Here is a 20,315-nt window from a genome sequence, read left to right as displayed (position 1 = left end):
GTCGGTAGTGGTGAGCGCGCGCGGCGCAGCCCGGCTGGCGGGCGGCCATCTCTGGGTCTACCGGTCGGACGTCGTCTCGGCGCAGGCGGCCGCGGGCGATCTGGTCACGGTACACGACCGGCGCGGGCGCGTGCTCGGCAGTGCCTTTTACAGCAGCGCCTCAGAAATCGCGCTGCGCCTGCTTTCCAGCCGTGCCGTCGCGGAGAGCGAGCTAGCCGGCCTGCTGCGGCAGCGCCTCGAGCAGGCCATCGATTACCGGCGCCGGGTGGTGCGCGACAGCAATGCCTTCCGGCTGGTGTTCAGCGAGGCGGACTCGCTGCCCGGCCTGATCGTCGACCGGTACAACGACGTGCTCTCCCTGCAGATCCTGACCCAGTCCATGGACCGGGCACCGGTGCGCCAAGCGGTGGTCGACACGCTGGTCGAGCGGATGGCGCCCGCCGGAATCGTGGAACGGGCAGAAGCACGCATCCGCCAGTTGGAGAAGCTGCCGCCCGTGACCGATCGCTTGCTGGCGGGCGGGAAGACAGCGACAGTCGTGAGCATGAACGGCGTGCGCTTGCACTATGACGCACTCGCCGGCCAGAAGACGGGAGCGTTTTTGGACCAGCGCGAAAACTACGCCGCGGCGGCAGCCTGGGCGCATGGCGATGCGCTGGACATGTTCTGCTATCAGGGCGGGTTCGCGCTCCATCTGGCGGGGGTGTGCCGCAGCGTGACGGGCGTGGACAGTTCGCGCCCGGCACTGGAGGCGGCGGAACGCAACGCCGCACTCAATCAAGCGGAAGGCCGGCCGGAGATCGAGTGGATCGAGGGCAACGCCTTCGACCTGCTCAAGGACTATGCGGCCGCAGGGCGCCAGTTCGATACCATCGTGCTCGATCCTCCGGCCTTCGCGCGCTCCCGCCGCAGCCTGCCCACTGCGCTGCGCGGATACAAGGAGATCAACCTGCGGGCCATGAAGATGCTGCGTCCGGGCGGGGTGCTGGTCACCTGCTCCTGCAGCTACCACGTCAGCGAGACCGAATTCATGGAGACGCTCCGCGCCGCCGCAGCCGACGCTCATCGCACGCTGCGCGTCCTGGAACGCAGGGGCCAGGCGAAGGACCACCCGGTGATGCTTTCCGTTCCAGAAACGGCCTACCTTAAGTGCATCATACTTTCAGTAACTTACTGAAAAATAAGGACAAATTTGTACTTGACAATCATACACTAAGATTTTATTATTTGTGTCGACTAATACAGAGGCCGAAGCAGGCCTCCTGACATCAGAGCAGTTCGAGACTTTCGGATGGAGGTTGAAAGGGAAAATGACACTACTGACCCGTTGGGATCCATTTCGTGAGCTCACCACCCTGCAGGACCGGTTGAACCGGCTCTTCCAGGAGACGCCATTCCCCAGCAACGAAGCCCTGATGACCACCGGCTTTGTGCCCGCGGTGGATGTGTACGAGGATGAGCACGCCATCACGCTGAAGATGGAAGTCCCGGGCATCGAGATGAAGGACCTGGACGTGAACCTGGAGAACAACACGCTGACGGTGAAGGGCGAGCGGAAGTTCGAAAAGGAAGAGAAGGAGGAGAACTTCCATCGCATCGAGCGGCGTTATGGGGCGTTCACGCGCAGCTTCACCGTGCCCAACACCATCGAGCCGGACCAGGTGACCGCCGAGTGCGAGAACGGCGTGCTGAGGATCCGGCTGCCCAAGAAGGCCGAAGCCAAACCCAAGCAGATCAAGGTGCAGGTCGGCCAGAAGACACTCGAGGCCAAGGGCAAAGCTGCCTGAAGCCCGGAATGCATGGCAACACAGGCGGGAGGCCGGGCGGTTTCCGGTCTTCCGCCTTTTCGTTGGAGCGGGAAGCGCCGATGGACGCCGCAAGGCAAGACCGAAGGGGCCTCGACTCGGGCTTCCGGCGCACGACCAGGGGCACGGCGATGCGCGCGGCGCGGCTGTGGCGTAAGCGCGCGGGAGCCTTCCCCCGCCCGGGATGACAACCGGAAGATGAACAGGAAGAAGGTAATGCGAACATGAGCATTCGTTGGGAGAAGCTGACCATCAAGGCGCAGGAAGCGGTGCGCGCGGCCAACGACCTGGCGGCGCAACTGGGCAATCCGGAGATTCTGCCCGTCCATCTTCTGGCGGCGTTGGTGGAAGACCGCGAAGGCATCGTGGTGCCAGTGCTGGAGAAGATCGGTGTGAACGCGCAGACCGTGGCCATGGAGGCGCGGCGCCAGGTCGACGGCCTGCCCAAGCTCTCCGGGTCGGGCGCACGGCAGCCCAGCCTTTCGGATGCGCTGGCGCAGGCCATCGAGCGCGCTTTCAAGGAAGCGCAGCAGTTCAAGGACGAATACGTCTCGACCGAACACCTGCTGCTCAGCCTGGCAGAGGCCCAAGGTGACGCGGCGCAGGTCATCCTGGCGAGGCAGGGTGCGACGCGCGACGCCATCCTGAAGGCGCTGGCTACCGTGCGGGGCTCGCAGACGGTGACCGATCCCAACCCGGAAGCCAAGTACCAGGCGCTGGAGCGCTACGCTCGTGACTTAACGGAGCTGGCGCGCCGCGGCAAGCTCGACCCGGTGATCGGGCGGGATGACGAGATCCGGCGCGTGGTGCAGGTGCTTTCCCGCCGCACCAAGAACAACCCGGTGCTGATCGGCGAGCCGGGCGTGGGCAAGACGGCCATCGTCGAGGGGCTGGCGCAACGCATCGTCTCCGGCGACGTGCCGGAGGCGCTGAAGTCGAAGCGCGTCGTAGCGCTCGACCTGGGCGCCATGGTGGCAGGCGCCAAGTATCGGGGCGAGTTCGAAGACCGCTTGAAGGCGGTGCTCAAAGAGATCGAGGAATCCGAGGGGCAGATCATTCTGTTCATCGACGAGCTGCACACGCTGGTGGGAGCGGGTGCGGCGGAAGGGGCGATCGACGCCTCGAACATGCTGAAGCCGGCGCTGGCGCGCGGCGAACTGCGCGCCATCGGCGCCACCACGCTGAACGAGTACCGCAAACACATTGAGAAGGATGCGGCGCTCGAACGCCGCTTCCAGATCGTATTCGTGGGCGAGCCCAATGTGGCCGACACCATCGCCATTCTGCGCGGCCTGAAGGAGCGCTACGAGGTGCACCACGGGGTGCGCATCAAGGACTCGGCCATCGTGGCCGCGGCCACGCTCTCGCATCGTTACATCTCCGACCGCTTTCTGCCCGACAAAGCCATCGACCTGATCGATGAGGCCGCCGCCTCGCTGCGCATCGAGATCGACTCCATGCCGGTGGAGATCGACGAACTGGAGCGGCGGGCCACGCAACTGGAGATCGAGCGCCAGGCGTTGAAGAAGGAGAACGATCCCAACTCGCGCGAGCGTCTGGCCGCAGTCGAGAAAGAACTGGCCAACGTCCGCGAACAGGCGGATGCGCTCAAAGTGCGCTGGAAGCAGGAGAAGCAGCAGATCGGGCGCATCCGCGAGTTGAAGGAGCGGATCGAGAAGCTGAAGCTGGAAGAGCAGCAGGCGGAGCGCAAGGGCGACCTGGAGCGCGTGGCCGCGATCCGCTACGGCGAGCTGCGGCAGGCGGAGAAGGAGCTGGCGCGGCTGAGCGAGGAGGAATCGAAGGCGGGCTCGCGCATGCTGAAGGAAGAAGTGGATGAAGAGGACGTGGCGCGCATCGTCTCCAAGTGGACCGGCATCCCGGTCTCGAAGATGCTGGAGGGCGAGGTGCACAAGCTCATCCGGATGGAGGAGCGGCTGCGCCAGCGCGTGGTGGGGCAGGAGGCGGCGCTGGAGAGGGTGGCGAACGCCATCCGGCGGTCGCGGGCGGGATTGAGCGACCCGCGGCGGCCCATCGGCTCGTTCATTTTCCTGGGGCCGACCGGCGTGGGCAAGACGGAGCTGGCGCGCGCGCTGGCCGAGTTCCTGTTCGATGACGAGCACGCCATGGTGCGGCTCGACATGTCCGAGTACATGGAGAAGCATGCCGTGGCGCGTTTGATCGGCGCGCCGCCGGGCTACGTGGGCTACGAGGAAGGCGGGCAACTGACCGAGCAGGTGCGCCGGCGCCCGTATGCGGTGGTGCTGTTCGACGAGATCGAGAAGGCCCACCCGGATGTGTTCAACATCCTGCTGCAAATCATGGATGACGGCCGCCTGACCGACGGCAAGGGCCGCACGGTGGACTTCAAGAACGCGGTGCTGATCATGACCTCGAACATCGGCTCGGCGTATCTGCAGGCTTCGGCGCTGCAGACGCCCGAGGACTTCGAAGAGGCGCGCCGGCAGGTGATGAACGCCATGCAGGCGCACTTCAAACCGGAGTTCCTGAACCGCGTGGACGACATCATCCTGTTCAACCCGCTGGGCAAGGAACAGCTGACGAAGATCATCGACCTGCGCCTGGAAGACCTGCGGCGACTGCTGGCGGACCGCAAAATCTCACTGGAGCTCACCGATGCGGCGCGCGACCTGCTGTTCGCCGAAGGCTACGACGCCAACTACGGGGCACGGCCGCTGAAGCGCGCCATCCAGCGGCTCATCCAGGATCCGCTGGCGCTCAAGATCCTCGATGGGGAAGTGCTGCACGGCGACCACGTGGTGGTGGACGCCGACACGAAGTCGCGGAAGATGGCGTTCGAGGTGGAGCGGGCACGGGTGCCGAAGACGGCGTAACCCCCCCCTTACCCCACGTCTGCGCCGAAAAACGTGGCGCAGACATGGGGCACCGTCATAGCTTTTGCCATTCCGAGACATCGCTGAGGAATAACAAGCGCAACTGCGTAGAGACGTTGCTTGCAACGTCTCCGAGACGCAGCAAGCTGCGTCTCTACGAAGGAGGAGACGTGCGCGCGCGGGCGGGCGGGACTTCCGCGTGGCAGCCGGCGAGGACGCCGGCGCTACGCCAAGTCGAACAGCAGGATTTCAGCGTCCTGCTCGGCGCGGATGGTGAGCTTCTCTTCTTCGCTGACCGCGGCGCCATCGCCCTGATTGAGTCCTGTGCCGTTGAGCGCCACCGCTCCGCGAGCGACCTGCAGCCAGGCGTGGCGGCCGGGGGTGAGGGTGTGCTCGACCTGCTGGCCGGGCGCAAGCGTGGAGGCGTAGAGGGTCACGTCCTGGTGGATGGTGACCGCCCCTTCGCGGCCATCCCGCGCAGCAATCGGCCGCAAACGTCCGCGCTTTTCTTCCAACGGGAATTCTTTCTGCTCATAGCCGGGCTCGAGGCCGCGGCGCTCCGGGCGGATCCATATCTGCAGCAGGTGCACGGGCTCGGTCTTCGAGGCGTTGAACTCGCTGTGCAGGATGCCGGAGCCGGCGCTCATGCGCTGGCCGTCGCCGGGGCGGATGATGCTGCCGTTACCCAGGCTGTCCTTGTGCTGGAGCGCCCCCTCGAGCACGTAGGTGACGATCTCCATGTCGCGGTGCGGATGCATGGGAAAGCCGGCGCCGGGGGCGACAAAGTCCTCGTTGATGACGCGCAGCGCGCGGAAACCCATGTGCTCGGGTTCGTGATAGGTGTCGAAGGAAAAGGTATGCCAGGTGTCGAGCCAGCCGTGGTTGGCGTGGCCGCGCTCGGCGGCAGGACGAAGCTCAATCATGAGTGCCTCCCTGGTGTTCGATGCCGCAGGCAAACCAAACGACTCAGGGGAGGGGGCCGCGGTTAGTCTTTCTTCTTGTGGCGGTGCTTCTTGTGCTCGGGCTTCTCGGCCTTGGGCTTGGCCTCGGCTTTTTCTTCGGTCGCCGATTCTGCCGGCTTTTCGCCCGCGCCTTCGGCAGCTTTGGCTGCGCCCTTGCGCGCGTAATCGGTGACGTACCAGCCGCTGCCCTTGAACTGGACTGCGGGCGCCGAAAGCAACTGCTCGAGCGCGCCGCCACATTCCGGGCATTTCTTCAGAACGGGGTCGGAGAACTTCTGTATCCGCTCGAAGCGGTGCTGGCACTTTCTGCACTGATATTCGTACAAAGGCATAGGCCCAGGTCCTTCGCTCAGGATTTCGCCCTTCGACTTCGCTCAGGGCAGGCTCTGCGGACTCCCGCTCGTCCGCCTAGGCGGACTCGCTCACGCCCGCAAAACGGCCTAACACAAGTTCCCTCACAGCGGTTTGCCGCTCGATTCTATCAATTCACGCACGGATGATAGACTGCGCGCCATGACGCAGGCGCGCGGGACGCTGTACGTCGTGGCCACGCCCATCGGGAATCTGGAGGACATCACCCTGCGCGCGCTGCGCGTCCTGAAAGAAGCCGACCTGATCGCCTGCGAGGATACCCGACAGACGCGCAAGCTGCTCGACCACTACGGTATCGCAAAGCGCACCCTCAGCTACCACGAGCACAACGAGGTGGAGCGCGCGCGCGAACTGGTAGCGGAGCTGGAGCGCGGCGTAGCCGTGGCCCTGGTCTCGGATGCGGGCACGCCGGGGATCTCCGATCCGGGGTACCGGCTGGTGGCGCTGGCGGTCGCACACGGCATCGCCGTAGTCCCGGTGCCGGGAGCTTCGGCGTTCGTCGCGGCCCTGGCGGCCGCAGGCCTGCCGACCGACTCTTTTCGCTTCGGCGGATTTCTGCCGGCGAAGCGAGGGGTCCGGCGCGATGCGCTGGCGGCTATCCGCGCCTCCGCGAGCACGGAAATCTTCTACGAAGCGCCACACCGCTTGCTGGAAACGCTGGAGGACGTGGTGGAGGTGCTGGGGGGCAATCGCCCCGTGGTGGTGGCGCGCGAGGTAACCAAGCTGCACGAGGAGTTCCTGCGCGGGCGGGCGGCCGATGTGCTCGCAGAACTGCGAGCGCGGTCCGTCAAGGGCGAGTGCACGCTGCTGATCGGCAAGGCCGAGGCGGGTGCAACCGCGGAAAAGAAGGCGCCAGAAATCGCGGCCCGGCTTCGCCAGGTGATGCGCGAACGTGAGCTGGACGAGAAAGCAGCGCTGAAGATTGTAGCCAGGGAACTCGGCCTCTCGCGGAGCGAAGCGTACCGCCGCCTGCAACGGGCGCGGCGCTAGGCTCAGCAGCTCGCTGGCCGGCATTCTCAGATCCACCGCTTCCTGCGCAGGTAGATCAGCACCAGCAGGATGGAGAGGGCCATGACGCCGCTGGCGTACCACGCGCCGTAGGGATGGTCTGCCCAGGGCAGGTGCAGGTTCATGCCGAAGAAACCGGTGATGATCACCAGGGGCAGCGCGATCGTGCCGTAGAGGGTCATCACCTTCATGGCTTCGTTGGTGCGGTTGGCGATGGCGGAGAGATAGATGTCGAGCGAGCCGGTGAGCAGGTCGCGCTGGCTCTCGATGACGTCGAGCGTACGGACCAGGTGGTCGTAGACGTCGCGGAAGTAGGCGTCGAGGTCGTCACCCACCAGGCCGTGTTCGCGGCGGATGATGGCGTTGGCCACCTCGCGCATGCCTCCGACCACGCGGCGGAACTCCACCAGCCTGCGCTTCAGCGTGAAGATGCGGCGCAGGACGGGGGGCTCGGGGCGGTGCAGGACCTCGGACTCGATGGTCTCGGTGGCATCGGCCACTTCGTCAAGCAGGGGAAAATACTCGTCGACCACAGCGTCGGTGAGCAGATAGAAGAGCAAGTCCAGGCGCTTGCCCCGATTGCGCTCCAGCGCCCGGCGGCGTACGCGGTCAATCAACGCGCATTCGCCGTCGTGCACGGTAATGAGGAAGTCTTTGGCGAGGAAAATATCGAAGTCGTCAAAGTTGACCCTGCGGCCGGGACGCAGGTGCTTGAGCACGGTGAAGATGTAGCTCTCGTACTCCTCGGTCTTGGCGCGCTGGCCGCGGTGGCGGCAGTCCTCGATCTGCAGCTCGTGCAGACCGAAGCGTGCGGCCAGTTCATCAAGCGCCGGCGAGTTGGGATCGTCGACGTCGAACCAGTTCAAGCCCTCGATCGGCTGCCATGCCTGGCTCATGGTGGTGGCGGGACGCGGCGCACGAACGCGCCGGCGTCCAGATGAGTGTCTCCAAGCCCGTCGCTCGGGCCTAGTGTGAAGTTGGATACTTGGGGGAGCTAGGCGCGGCGCTTGCCCGCAGCCGCCGGCTCCGCCTGCCAGGGACGCTTGGGACGCTGCGGCTCGGGCTGGTCGCGGCCGACGACGCGGTCGTACACATAGCGGTCGCTCACCGTCCCCAGCGACTCGTTGTAGAGGCTGGTGGCGCCGGTGGCCTCCCGCAATTCCTCGGTGAAGGCATGCAGCGCCTGCAGGTGGTCGGCAGTGGCCGGAACTTCGGTGCGCGACGTCTTGAGGAACTTCTGGTAGCCCCGGTCCACCAGCTTTGAGATCTCGCCGCCCACCAGGTAGCCGGGCTTGGCGAAGATGCGCACGCCCTCGTGCTCGTCCTTTTCGAGGGCGGCGGAGCAGTTCAGCTTCTTGACGAAGACGCGGTGCGAGGTGCCCGGCGCTTCCAGCACGTCGAAGCCGTGTTCGCGCAGCCAGGCCAGCGCTTCTTCGTACGTCCGTGTTGCCAGTTGTTTACCCATTACTGATTTGGATGCTCCCTCTAGTGAAAGGTCACCGAACCAGCCATCGCCGTCCGGGGGAGTGAAGCTGGGAGACGGGCCATTCGGGCCGGGCGCGGTTCAATGTCCAGAATCGCACCCTGGAAGCGATACGATACATCTAAGTTATCGTGCGTTGCCCTAAAGAAACGCCCTGGACTATTGTAAAAGCCTCCCCGCAGTGCTCCGGGTGTGCTCTATCGGACTGAGTCCGAACCACTTAGCTGGGATTAACCAGATTGACACCAGGAATGAAAAAAGCGGCCCAAGCCGAGCGTTTCGCCATCCCCGCCGGACCTGAAGCCGTGGAAAGGCCGGGCCGGGGCGTGCTGGAGGGCGTGGGCAATACGCCCCTGATCCGGCTGGAGCGCGTGACCGCCGACCTGCCCGGCATCATCCTCCTGGGTAAGGCGGAATGGCTGAACCCAGGCGGCTCGGTCAAAGACCGGGCGGCGCTGAGCATCGTGAATGATGCGTTTCGCACCGGAGAGTTGGGTCCGGGCAAGACGCTGCTGGATTCCACCAGCGGCAACACCGGCATCGCCTACGCGATGATCGGCGCGGCGCGCGGCTTCCCGGTGACCCTGTGCATGCCGGAGAACGTTTCGGTGGAGCGCAAGCGCATTCTGCGCGCCTACGGGGCCGAGATCGTGTTTACCGACCCGGGCGAAGGCTCCGATGGCGCCATCCGCAAGGCGCAGGAGATGCACGCGGCGGCGCCCGAGCGTTACTTCTATGCCGACCAGTACTCGAACGACGCCAACTGGCGCGCCCACTATTGCGGCACCGCAAATGAGATCTGGCAGCAGACGGGCGGCCGCGTCACGCACTTTGTTGCCATGCTGGGAACCAGCGGAACGTTCGTGGGCACGGCGCGCCGCCTGAAAGAGCTGAACCCGAAGATCGAGTGCATCTCGCTGCAGCCGGACTCGGCCTTCCATGGCATCGAGGGCGCCAAGCACATGGCCACGGCCATTGTGCCGAAGATCTATGATCCGAGCCTCGCCGACCGCGACCTTGGCATCTCCACCGAGGACGCGTACGCGATGGTCAAGCGGCTGGCACGGGAAGAGGGCCTGCTGGTCGGTGTCTCGTCCGGCGCCGCCGTGGTCGGCTGCCGGCAGGTGGCGCGTGAGCTGGTGGCTCATAAGCAGGAAGCGATGATAGTCACAGTGTTCCCGGATTCGGGCGACAAATACTTGAGCGAAAGGTTCTGGGAGGAATGAGCGGATTGGGTAATTGAGTAATTTGGTAATTGGACCCTTCACCACAACAGCCCGATCATCAAATTTCTTCAATTACCAGATTACCCAATTAACAAATTCTAAATTCACAATGCTTCGACTCTCCCAATCCGCCTTTGACGGTCTTCGCCTTCACGGCGAACAGACCTATCCCCACGAGTGCTGCGGAGTGCTGGTGGGGCGGGTGGAGGGTGACGTGCGGCAGGTCGAGGCCGTTGTCCGCTGCGGCAACACGCGCCTTGATTCTCCGCAGAACCGGTACCACATCGACCCACGTGAACTGGTGCGGGTGCAGCGGCAGGCGCGGGAGCAGGGCCTGGATATCATCGGCTTCTACCATTCGCATCCCGATCATCCGCCACAGTGGTCCCAGACCGATCTGGCCGAGGCGCACTGGTACGGCTGCTCTTACGTCATCACCAGCGTCGAGAAAGGAGGGGCCGGCGCCACGAACAGTTTCCTCCTGGCGGGCACGGGCGAAGAGGACAAACGCTTCGAGCCGGAGCCGGTGGAGGTAGTGCCGGGTGAATCGAAAGTGCCGGTGGCGGCATCTGAAACCGGAGAGAGGCGATGAAGGTCCATATTCCAACTCCGCTGCGGCAGTATGCCGGGAAGCAGGACGTGGTGGAGGTGCCGGGGCGCACCGTGGGCGAGGCGCTCGCCAACCTCACCGCGCAGCACGCCGAGCTGCGCAAGCAGCTTTTCACCGAGGACGGCCGCCTGCGCGCCTTTGTGAACGTCTACTTGAACGACGAGGACATCCGCTATCTGGAGAAGGAGAATACGCCCGTGCGCGAAGAGGATTCACTCTCCATCGTCCCCTCGATCGCGGGTGGAGCGGTAGAATACGGATTGATGATTTGATTCATTTGTTCACTGACGATTCGACGCATTTCCGGAACCGCTCCCGCAATGATTTAATGATTCAATTCTCATGGCGACCGTGACTCTCAAACCCGCCGGCGAAGCGCTCTCCAACGAGGAGATCCTGCGCTACTCGCGCCATCTCATCATGCCCGAAGTGGGCATGGAAGGGCAGCAGAAGCTGAAGGCGGCGAAGGTTCTGTGCATCGGCGCGGGCGGCCTGGGATCGCCGCTGGCCATGTACCTGGCGGCGGCGGGCGTGGGCACGCTGGGCATCGTGGACTTCGACGTGGTGGACTTTACCAATCTGCAGCGCCAGATCATCCATGGCACCGAGGACGTAGGCCGCAAGAAGCTGGAATCGGCGGAAGAAACGCTGAAGAGCATCAATCCTTTCGTGGAGATCCGCAAGTTCGAAACCAGGCTCACCAGCCAGAACGCGCTCGAGATCTTCCGCGACTTCGACGTCATCGCCGACGGCACCGACAACTTCCCCACCCGTTACCTGGTGAACGACGCCTGCGTGCTCACCGGAAAGCCCAACGTCTACGGTTCCATCTTCCGCTTCGAAGGCCAGGCCAGCGTGTTCGCCACCAAGGACGGCCCCTGCTATCGCTGCCTGTATCCGGAGCCGCCGCCGCCCGGCCTGGTGCCGTCCTGCGCCGAAGGCGGCGTGCTGGGCATCCTGCCTGGGCTGATCGGCGTCATTCAGGCAACGGAGACCATCAAGCTCATCCTGGGGAAGGGCGAGCCGCTCATCGGACGCCTGCTCCTGGTGGACGCCATGGGCATGAACTTCCGCCAGCTCAAGCTGCGCAAGAACCCGGAGTGCCCTGCCTGCGGCCCCAACCCGACGGTGAAGGAGCTAATCGACTACCAGGAGTTCTGCGGCATCCGCGGAGAGGAAGAAGCGCCACTCACCACCAACGTCCCCCAGATCACGGTGGAAGAGCTCAAGCGGCGGCTCGACGCGGGTGACGACATCTTCATCCTCGACGTGCGCGAGCCGCACGAATACCAGATCTGCAACCTCAAGGGCTATCTGCTCCCGCTGGGCGACCTGCCCAAGCGCGTGCACGAACTGGACTCCAGCCGCGAGATCGTGGCCCACTGCCGCTCAGGCGTGCGCTCCGCCAAAGCGGTCGACTTCCTGCGCACCGCCGGCTTCCGCAAGGTGAAGAACCTGGCCGGCGGCATCCTCGCCTGGGCCGACAAGATCGATCCCGGCATGCCCAAGTACTGAAGCTTACGGTGGAGCCGATAGACCCAGCTCTGCCGCTCGGCGACTCGCACGCGACCGGCTTTGGTGGCTCGGCACACAGCGGAAAAATCGCCTCTTTGCCAAACCTCTGTTCTGTGCCGCCTGTTCCGCTTTCGGAAATCCCGGGCGCAGCACGCTTGACATCCCGCCCGCGCTCCTATAATGGGCCTTTCGGAGGGTCCGTATGCGTCCCATCAGGCCTTTCAGCGCCGTTGTGGTCCTTGCTTGTCTGGGCATCGGGTGCGCCGCCTTTGCGCAGGAGGTCACGCCGCGTCCCGCCGCGCCCGCGCCACCCTCGACCCCGGCACCGCAAACGCCGAACACGGATCCCACCTACCAGGCGCTGCGCAACATCGCCCTCAGTGGTGAAGTGGCGTCGGTCAGCAACCTGGTGCTGAAACGCGACGCCGGCACCTTCACCTTCAAGGTGGGAACCTTCCACTTCCTGGCGGCGGTGAACGGCAAGGTCACCGGCGCCGTGTTCCTGGGCGAGGGCAGCTTCTCACTCACCCCTCCGATCGAAATGGAGCGCAACAGCCTGGCCCTGCTGACCAAGGGGCAGCCGTTCAGCGAGGACTTCAGTCAGCTCGTCCTGCGTTTCACCGACGGAACCGACAGCGAGATCAAGAAGGCCGCCGGCGCCTCGCCGGGCGGGGGCGGAGGCGGGGCGGCTTCAGCACTGCAGGAGATCCAGGACGCACTGCGCGGCCGCCTGGCCTACAACCTCCACGGGCGCATCCTGCAGGACGTCCTCAGCCCCGAGCCCGGCAAGTTGTTCGTGGCCTTCATCCGCGGCAAGAAGTACAGCGGCAAGATGATTTACTTCATCGATCCGTTCGGTGTGCCGGACATGGGGAGCCCGGAAACCGGCCCCCCGATATTCGGCACCGCACCCGAGGAAGTTGCCCTCATCACCTGGGACGACGACAACTGGGGCGTCTGGGCGGCCTTCCACTTCTCCCCCGAATACGCCGCCGGCAAGGCCAGCGGCAAACAGAAGAATGCGCCCTTTGACATCGAGTCCCAGAAGCTGGATGCCTTGCTGGAGAAAAGCGGACGGCTGCGCGGCGACGCGACCACAACCATCGTCTCGCAGGTGAACGGGCTTCGCGTCGTCCCCTTTGATTTGTTTCGCAAGCTGCGGGTGGAAAGCGTTACCGGGCAGGATGGTCAGCTCCTGGTGTTCATCCAGGAGGCCCACCACCAAGACCCCCAGTTTTTCGTCGTTCTGCCCAAGCCCTTGGCGGCGGGCGAACGCTTCACCCTTCGCACCATCTACGAGGGCAAAGATGCTGTGACCAATGAAGGAGGCGGAAACTACTTCCCTGTGGCCCGGCACAACTGGTACCCCAATAGCACGTTTGGCGATTACGCGACCTATGAACTGACTTTCCGCGTTCCCAAGGGGATGCAGACCGCAGGTACCGGGACCATGGTGCGCGAATACGTGGAGGGCAACCAGAGCATCTCCGAGTGGCGCAGTGAGGTTCCACAAGCTGTCGCAGGCTTTAACTTTGGATTGTTTAAGCGCAAGCAAGCCAAGCTCGACAAGGAGGCCTATTCCGTCGAGACCTATGCCAACCAGATCCAGCCCGATTGGGTGCGCTCCATCCAGAATATTGGCGCCCTTCCGGCGCAAGGAACGGACCGCATCGAGCAATACATTCCGCCCACGGGCACGATGAGCACGATTACCCTGATGGACAAAGCGCTGGCCGAGGGGCAGCTTTCCGTCCAGTTGTTCAACCACTACTTCGGCGCCGCTCCGTACAAGCATGTGGCCATCACCCAGCAGACGGCTTGCAGCTTCGGACAGGCGTGGCCGGCGCTGGTCTACCTTCCCTTGTGCTCCTTTCTTGACTCCACCACGCGGCACTCCCTTTTTGGAACCCTGCCTCCTGAGCTGGTCACGTATTTCAAGGTGGTCACCGCGCATGAGGTGGCTCATCAGTGGTGGGGCCACACCGTCGGCTGGGGAGGCTACCGCGACCAGTGGATGAGCGAGGGCTTCGCCCACATGTCCGCTTCACTCTTCCTGCAGCTCATTCAGAAGAATGATAAGGAGTTCATCCAGTTCTGGAATGACCTGCGCAAGCAGTTGACCGATCGTAATGCCGAGGGCTATCGCAGCATCGACGCGGCGCCCGTCACGCTGGGGATCCGCGCGATCAAGCGGAAGATGGGAACGAACGTCTATCGCGACCTGGTGTATCCCAAGGGCGCCTATATCCTGCATATGCTGCGCATGCTGATGTGGACACCGCAGAAGGGCGACCAGGCCTTCCAGGCCATGATGCAGGACTTTGTGCGCACCTACGCCAACCAGCCGGCCACCACCGAGGATTTCAAAGCCGTGGTGGAGAAGCACATGCCGCCGGAGATCGACATCACGCAGAATCGCCGCATGGACTGGTTCTTCAACCAGTACGTCTATGGCACCGCGCTGCCCCACTATCAGTTCTCGCACAGCCTGACTCAGGGTGCAGATGGAAATCCGGTGCTGAGCTTCAAGATCACCCAGTCCAATGTGGATGCGAATTTCCAGATGCTGGTGCCGGTGTACCTGGAGCTTTCCAGCGGACGGATAACACGCCTCGGCACCATGCCGATGATCGGCAACTCGACCCGCGACGCCCAGGTCCCCCTCGGCGGCATGAAAGACAAGCCCAAACGCGCTCTCCTTAACTATTACAACGACGTGCTCTGCACTCAGGAGAACGTGAAGTAGCCGCCACGCCGCCGCAGAAAAACCAGGGGAAGCCCGTGGGCTTCCCCTTTCCGTAACACCGGCGCACAGCGCTTATTCGGCGAGCAGCAGCACTTCCGACTTTCCCGCGAAGCGCAGTTCGGTGATTTGCTCGTGGGCGCTGCCGTTCCGCTTGGTCACCAGCGCGTCGTTCTGCGAGGCCTGGCCGCGGTCCACGAACTTCCCCTTCGCCGTGGCCACGACCTTCTTGCCCTGCAGGAACGTGACTTCGGCTTCGGAACTGTTGCGCTCCCACTTCACGTTGTACTCGCCGGCTTTCAGTTCCTGGCCGTTGAGCAGCTTGGGTTCATAGAGCTTGATGGTGGTCTTGCCGGTGGCAGCGAAGGCGCTCAGCGACACGGCCAGCACGGCTACGGCTGTCAGAATCGTCAGGATTCTGGAACGCTTCATGGATCTCCTCCTTGAGGAAGTTTCTGGCGGTGGCTGTGTCGCTTCGCCAAGCCCGCCTGCGGGCTTGCAAATGGCGAAAAACGACCTACAATGAGTCCGGGGTTAAACGCAGAGCCTCGGCCCATCGCGGGCCGGGTGCCCTCCTTGGGATCGTCCTCGCCGAGGCCGCCAAACCACAAGCGAGACTACCCGTTTAACCCCGTCTACTTTTTCTTGCTACTGCTTTTTCCCAACAACCTCTACAGGCCTGCCAGGTTCAGCCGGCCTACTCTTGCGTACGCGGCCCGCTCCCAAAAAGTTCACGGTTCGCTGCGTGGCCTCGCGCGACGTTTTACATGAACCTGTCATGCTCCTTGTTGGACGCGGGCTGAGGGAAAAGCGCTTGCCGTTTCGTCACGGCGAACAACCGCTTCGTCACGCAGACAAGCTTCGGCCGTCCAAGTCGTCCAGATGAGCTGCGGAAGTCGGAGCCGGCAGGAATTTCGTTAGGAACGAATTCTGATTTGCTCGTAGAAGTTCACCGCAGCGCCCCACGAGGCCAGACGGAACAGCCAGCGTGCCCACAGCAGGGCCTGCGCCACCACGAACCACACCAGCACGGTCACCACGGAGGACTGCGGGAAGAAGCGGGCAAAAACGGCGTAGAGCAGGATCGCCAGCAGCGTCAGCGTCCCCAGGCCGAAATAGATGGCCAGCACCCGCGGCCAGTGCCGCAGCACGAATCCCGCAGCCTGGCCGAGCGCCGCCAGCGCCGACTGGCGGTCGCAGGTCACGACGTCGGCGCGCGCGTATTCCAGCGTCACGTTGATCAGCATGACGCACAGGAACAGCAGGGCCGCCCGCACCCAGTTGAGATAGAAATGCCAGTACTCGGTGACGGAGCCGCGGAACACCCGGTCCAGCAGCTTGGAGGCCTGGTCCTGCCACACCAGGAAAGCCAGGAAGTAGAGCGCCGACCCGATCAGCGCCAGCCGGGCGAATCGCGCAAAGTACTTTCCCATGCCGCGTCCGAAGGCGTCCATGCGCGCCCCTTCGCCTTCCGCAAACACCTCAAGCGCCCCTCCGGCCAGCACCGTGTTGAGCGCCAGAAAAAGCAGCCCTCCGTATACGATGGCGACGGAAAAACCCTCGAGGAATCCTTCGTACGCGATCTGGAACTCGGTGAGCCAGGCGGCGCTGAAGCCCCGTGCCAGTTCCTCCCCCACCATGCTGCGGCCGACGTGTTCGGAGATGGCCAGGTGCATGGGCGCGGCCACGGCGGCGGCCAGCAGCAGGTTGGCGCCGAAGAACACCAGCACCATCCAGGGCGCGCGCCAGGCGGCCCGCAGTCCCGCCGTCATCGCCGTTTTCGCGCTTCGGACCGGCGGCATGTCTCACGCAAAAAAAGAAAAAGTCATCAGGACGTTCTGGATCCACACCACCCAGCGCAGATACCACTTGTCGGCCGCCAGGCGCACGGGCTCGGCCAGCGCGCTGTTGTCGGTCCGCGGGACTTCCAGCTTCCAGGTAAAATCGCGATCGATCTCCGCCGAGACGATCGCCGGCCGGTTGCGGTACTGGAATTTCGCCCAGCGATAGTTCCCGTCCCATCGCTCCCGCACTTCCTTTCCGTCGGCGAATCTCACGTGCAGCACCACCGGAAACCGCATGTTGCCCAGGCGGCGCACGATCACTTCCGACTCCACGTTGTCCGGCGTTCCCGGCGCCGGCGCGGGTGAGGCCGTGACCAGTTTCGGCTCGCCGTTGTCGTCGAAGTAGCCCTCCTTGGGCGTGCGCTTGCCCGTATGAAAGGTCACCGAGTATTCCAGGGTGCTGGACCAGTTCAGCGACTGGTCGAAGAACCAGCCCATGTCGCGCCCGGAGACTTCCCGCACTACGGCCATGAAGTCCTGCGCATCGGGATGCCGGAAGCGCCAGCGCTGGAAGTAGGTGCGCATCACCCGCGGCCAGCGGTCTCCCAGCATTTCCTCCAGCGTGCGCAGGGTCAGCTCGGTCTTGGCATAGGACTGTGCCGAGTAGCTCTCGCGGTTGAAGAACTCCCAGGCGTTGCGCTGCACCTGATCCGTGGCTGCGTACTCCCAAAAGGCGCGCGTCCGGCCGTATTGCTGGAACAGCGGCACCCACTCCCAGTACTGCCCGATGCCCACCTGCTTCACGCCCTTCCACGGATAGCGGGGCGCCCAGATCTTCACCCACGGCCGCGCCGGCACCGGCACTCCGAGAATGTACTCGTACGAATAGTCGGGTCCGAAGGTGCGCTCCAGCACCTTGCCGGTCGAGTAGGTGTTGAAGCCCTCGTCGAGCCAGGCTTCCTCGAACTCGTTGTTGGCCACCAGCCCGTACCAGTACTGGTGGCCGAACTCATGCACGGTGACCGACTCAGGCCCTTCGTGGAGGTCGGCCTTGCCCGGCCAGAACACCGTTCCGGCGGTAATCAAGGTCGGATACTCCATGCCCCCGGCCCCGGACCCGCTCCACGGCGGATCGACCACCGTGATCGTCTCGTAGGGGTACTTCCCGTACCAGAGCCCGTACCACTTGATGGCGTGGGCTACCGCCCAGTAGTGCCGGGTCGCCTGGGCCGCGTGCTCCTTCTGCATGAACAGGATGATTCGCACGTCGTCCAGCCGCAGCTCGTCGGGCGAGACCCCGGTCTTCTCCGCCCACTCACGATACTCATCTTCCGTAACGCGCTCGTTGGCCACGAACGTGCGTTCGTCGATCACCACCTGGGACAGCGGCTGCGCCACCCAGGCGAAATCGTGCACGTCCTCCTGGTAGTAGTTGTACGTGGCGGTGCCATCGGGATTCTCGGTGCGGCTGCGGCGCATTCCGGTGGCGGCCACGGCAAAGTCGCGCGGCACCGTCAGGTCCACGTCGAAGGTGCCGAAATCCGCGTAAAACTCGCTTTGGGCGTGGAACTGATGGCAGTTCCACCCGCCCCGGCCGCGATGCCGCTCCCCGGCCGCTTCATAGACTCCCGGCTTGGGATACCACTGGGCCACGAAAAAGAAGTCGTCCTGGAATCCCGTGCGCGCGAACACCCGCGGCAGCTTTGACACCCACTCGATCTCGATCTTGGCCCGCCCGCCCGGCCCGATGGCATGCGTAAGCGGCAGCCGCATCACCGTCTGGTCCTGTTTGTTGCCGTCGTCCGGCTGGATGTACTCCATCGCGATGGTCAGGTCCTCGCCGTCCACGAGGATGCGGCGCACCTGCATGTAGCCCCAGGCGTCCTCACGCGCGCGGAACTTCACCCGCCGCTGCGTGCCGCCTCCTTCCCGCATGAATGTGGTCTGGGTGTTCTTGAAGGCGTTCAGATACAGATGGAACTGCAAGTCGGTGATGGTGTCGCCGGAAGCGTTGCGCCACTCGATGGTCTCGCTGCCGTGCACCATCTTGGTGCGGGGGTCGAGCCGCGCGCTGATCTGGTACTTCACAATGGGGTCGGGGATGTACTTGGCCCACGCCGGCAGCGTGGCGGTCATCAGCACTGCGAGCAGCGTGGCTTCGATGCCTTGCCTGGGCACTTCTGCCTCCCTCAGTCCCGGCCCGGACGCCGGAACGGCGGATTGTACCGGGCGGGCAATCGCGCCGTAAAGTGAAGACGCAGGGCTTGAAAAGGAGTCGCCTAGAAAGGAAAAAACCGGCGCGTTCTCCCCCGAGAATTTTTGCGCCGGTTTTTCCAGCCCCCGCCTCTCGTCCGGTGGAGGCAAGCCCGCTCATCTCCCTTTCGGGTGGGCTGAGTCTGTTTTTTCGGCGCAGGCTGGTTCGCCTGCGCCGCTGTGGACCTTGGGGCAGCCCGTTCGCTGCCGCACCCTACGATGCTTCCTTTTAGTAACTTGGTCAATAACAATATGCTGTGCTATGTTTATTCTTGTGATAACTGCGCGGAATTGGCACTTCCGTGCCATAGCTCTTGGCAGCGAGGTTGTTATAGGTTGGCGCTAGGTATTCCCGGGAGCAGGGGTTTGGATTGTCGTCCCGGGTCGGAGCGACGTCATCTTTCATAGGCTCCGAGCGTGGAAAGTTGCACGGGACCGAAGTGGTAGGAGCCGCATCATTAGCAGTGCCGGCGGCCTTAGGAAGGAGGTCCCGACATGGATTTAGTCCTCATCCGCCTGATTTTTATCGTGGTGGTGGCGGTGGCGGCCGTCGCCCTGAAGCCCTTCGGGCTGCCCGCAGCCTATGCCGCCGTCCTCGGGTTCCTCCTCGGTGTGGGGGTCATCCTGTTCGAGGTGCGCCTGCGCGTCATCAGCCTGCGCCGGCTCATCGGGGCGGCCATCGGCAGCATCCTGGGCATCCTCGGTGCCTACCTGTTCAGCCTGGTCATCCGCAACAGCATCGCTCCCGGTTCCACCCAGAGCTTCCTGCAGCTCATGGTCGTCCTGCTTATGGCCTACGTCGGCCTCATCCTTGGGGCCAACAAGGGCGACCTGCTGAATCTGAACGCCCTGGGCGGCGTGTTCGGGGGCGAGAAGCAGGGCAAGAAGAGCTACAAGATTCTTGACACCAGCGTGATCATCGACGGCCGTATCGCAGATATCGCCGAAACCGGCTTCCTCGACGGCGTCATCGTGATTCCGCGTTTTGTGCTGCGTGAGCTGCAGTTGGTGGCGGATTCGGCCGATTCGCTCAAGCGCAACCGTGGCCGCCGGGGCCTGGACATCCTGCAACGCATCCAGAAGATCGCCTCGCTCGACGTGCAGATCGTCGACGACGACTTTCCTACGGTCCGCGAGGTGGACCTGAAGCTCATCGAACTGGCCAAAGTTTACGAGGCCAAGATCGTCACCAACGACTTCAACCTCAACAAGGTCGCCCAGCTCCAGGGCGTGCCCGTGCTCAACATCAACGAACTGGCCAATTCCCTGAAGCCCATCGTGCTGCCGGGCGAGGCCATGAAGGTCTTTATCCTCAAGGAGGGCAAGGAGTACAACCAGGGCGTGGCGTACCTCGACGACGGCACCATGGTCGTGGTGGATAATGCCCGCCGCATGATCGGCAAGAACGTGGAGATTTCCGTGACCTCGGTCCTCCAGACCACGGCCGGCAAGATGATCTTCGGCAAGCTCACCGATTCGACGGCCGCCATCCGCCCCGCCGAGATCCGACCGTCCGAGCCGCGTTCGCCGGCCCAGGAAGCCCGCCGCCCTCAGCCCATCGTGGTCGAGCGGCCGCCGGTCGAGCCGTAACGGCAGTGGCCAGTGGCCAGGGATCAGTGGTCAGTTAAGGCCGCGCGCATGGCGCATTCCGCGTTCCGCACTCAGCCATAGAAGTCATTCGTGCTCACCCGTGTAATCCGTG

17 protein-coding genes are annotated in these 20,315 nt (G+C 63.9%); 10 read left to right on the top strand and 7 right to left on the bottom strand.

The genetic code is table 11. From position 1 onward, the window contains the following. Window positions 1-10 precede the first annotated feature (10 nt). The 3 genes from VNK82_14280 (at window position 11) to clpB (ending at window position 4,657) form a co-directional block, all read left to right on the top strand. Entirely contained in the window at window positions 11-1,177 is a 1,167-nt protein-coding gene (locus VNK82_14280) for a class I SAM-dependent rRNA methyltransferase (protein ID HXE92122.1), read from the top strand. Between the two features lie 133 nt (window positions 1,178-1,310). Beyond that, the gene (locus VNK82_14275; GenBank protein HXE92121.1) at window positions 1,311-1,787 is read left to right on the top strand and encodes an Hsp20/alpha crystallin family protein; all 477 of its coding nucleotides are present in this window, start codon (window positions 1,311-1,313) and stop codon (window positions 1,785-1,787) included. A 242-nt stretch (window positions 1,788-2,029) separates the two neighbouring features. Next, a complete protein-coding gene (gene clpB, locus VNK82_14270; GenBank protein ID HXE92120.1) occupies window positions 2,030-4,657 on the top strand; it encodes an ATP-dependent chaperone ClpB in 2,628 nt (875 codons plus the stop codon). Between the two features lie 224 nt (window positions 4,658-4,881). Here clpB and VNK82_14265 read toward each other — a convergent pair whose 3' ends face one another. Next, on the bottom strand, window positions 4,882-5,580 hold the full coding sequence (locus VNK82_14265; GenBank protein ID HXE92119.1) for a pirin family protein: 699 nt from the start codon (window positions 5,578-5,580) through the stop codon (window positions 4,882-4,884). A 62-nt stretch (window positions 5,581-5,642) separates the two neighbouring features. Further along, a complete protein-coding gene (locus VNK82_14260; protein HXE92118.1) occupies window positions 5,643-5,951 on the bottom strand; it encodes a zinc ribbon domain-containing protein in 309 nt (102 codons plus the stop codon). 181 nt (window positions 5,952-6,132) lie between these two features. Here VNK82_14260 and rsmI point away from each other — a divergent pair, with 181 nt between their 5' ends. Then, entirely contained in the window at window positions 6,133-6,981 is an 849-nt protein-coding gene (gene rsmI, locus VNK82_14255; GenBank protein HXE92117.1) for a 16S rRNA (cytidine(1402)-2'-O)-methyltransferase, read from the top strand. A gap of 26 nt (window positions 6,982-7,007) precedes the next feature. On the opposite strand, the gene corA is transcribed toward rsmI, so the two are convergent. Next, complete coding sequence (gene corA / locus VNK82_14250) at window positions 7,008-7,895, bottom strand: magnesium/cobalt transporter CorA (GenBank protein HXE92116.1); 888 nt, start codon at window positions 7,893-7,895, stop codon at window positions 7,008-7,010. A gap of 98 nt (window positions 7,896-7,993) precedes the next feature. Beyond that, window positions 7,994-8,464: a hypothetical protein gene (locus tag VNK82_14245; GenBank protein ID HXE92115.1), complete on the bottom strand. Its 471-nt coding sequence runs from the start codon at window positions 8,462-8,464 to the stop codon at window positions 7,994-7,996. Window positions 8,465-8,733: 269 nt separating this feature from the next. Here VNK82_14245 and VNK82_14240 point away from each other — a divergent pair, with 269 nt between their 5' ends. The 5 genes from VNK82_14240 to VNK82_14220 all read left to right on the top strand — a co-directional run bounded on the left by VNK82_14240 (window position 8,734) and on the right by VNK82_14220 (window position 14,579). Continuing rightward, on the top strand, window positions 8,734-9,708 hold the full coding sequence (locus VNK82_14240) for a cysteine synthase family protein (protein ID HXE92114.1): 975 nt from the start codon (window positions 8,734-8,736) through the stop codon (window positions 9,706-9,708). A 109-nt stretch (window positions 9,709-9,817) separates the two neighbouring features. Next, window positions 9,818-10,300, top strand: coding sequence for a M67 family metallopeptidase (locus VNK82_14235; protein ID HXE92113.1), 483 nt, complete (start codon window positions 9,818-9,820; stop codon window positions 10,298-10,300). Next, complete coding sequence (locus VNK82_14230; protein ID HXE92112.1) at window positions 10,297-10,590, top strand: ubiquitin-like small modifier protein 1; 294 nt, start codon at window positions 10,297-10,299, stop codon at window positions 10,588-10,590. Before VNK82_14235 ends, VNK82_14230 begins: the two co-directional genes overlap by 4 nt. A gap of 70 nt (window positions 10,591-10,660) precedes the next feature. Then, entirely contained in the window at window positions 10,661-11,833 is a 1,173-nt protein-coding gene (gene moeB, locus VNK82_14225; GenBank protein ID HXE92111.1) for a molybdopterin-synthase adenylyltransferase MoeB, read from the top strand. A 202-nt stretch (window positions 11,834-12,035) separates the two neighbouring features. Next, window positions 12,036-14,579: a M1 family aminopeptidase gene (locus VNK82_14220; GenBank protein HXE92110.1), complete on the top strand. Its 2,544-nt coding sequence runs from the start codon at window positions 12,036-12,038 to the stop codon at window positions 14,577-14,579. Window positions 14,580-14,651: 72 nt separating this feature from the next. Here the strand turns inward: VNK82_14220 and VNK82_14215 are convergent, their stop codons facing one another. The 3 genes from VNK82_14215 to VNK82_14205 form a co-directional block, all read right to left on the bottom strand. Continuing rightward, on the bottom strand, window positions 14,652-15,008 hold the full coding sequence (locus VNK82_14215) for a hypothetical protein (GenBank protein HXE92109.1): 357 nt from the start codon (window positions 15,006-15,008) through the stop codon (window positions 14,652-14,654). A gap of 485 nt (window positions 15,009-15,493) precedes the next feature. Next, window positions 15,494-16,378 (bottom strand): hypothetical protein, encoded by an 885-nt coding sequence (locus VNK82_14210; GenBank protein HXE92108.1) that lies wholly within the window; start codon window positions 16,376-16,378, stop codon window positions 15,494-15,496. Window positions 16,379-16,381: 3 nt separating this feature from the next. Next, window positions 16,382-18,538 (bottom strand): M1 family metallopeptidase, encoded by a 2,157-nt coding sequence (locus VNK82_14205; protein HXE92107.1) that lies wholly within the window; start codon window positions 18,536-18,538, stop codon window positions 16,382-16,384. Window positions 18,539-19,108: 570 nt separating this feature from the next. On the opposite strand from VNK82_14205, the gene VNK82_14200 reads away from it, so the two are divergent. Then, the gene (locus VNK82_14200; GenBank protein HXE92106.1) at window positions 19,109-20,203 is read left to right on the top strand and encodes a PIN domain-containing protein; all 1,095 of its coding nucleotides are present in this window, start codon (window positions 19,109-19,111) and stop codon (window positions 20,201-20,203) included. Window positions 20,204-20,315: the final 112 nt, after the last annotated feature.

The organism is Terriglobales bacterium (assembly GCA_035573675.1).
Lineage (GTDB): Bacteria > Acidobacteriota > Terriglobia > Terriglobales > Acidobacteriaceae > DATMAB01.
This window is presented reverse-complemented; position numbering and strand designations above follow the sequence as displayed.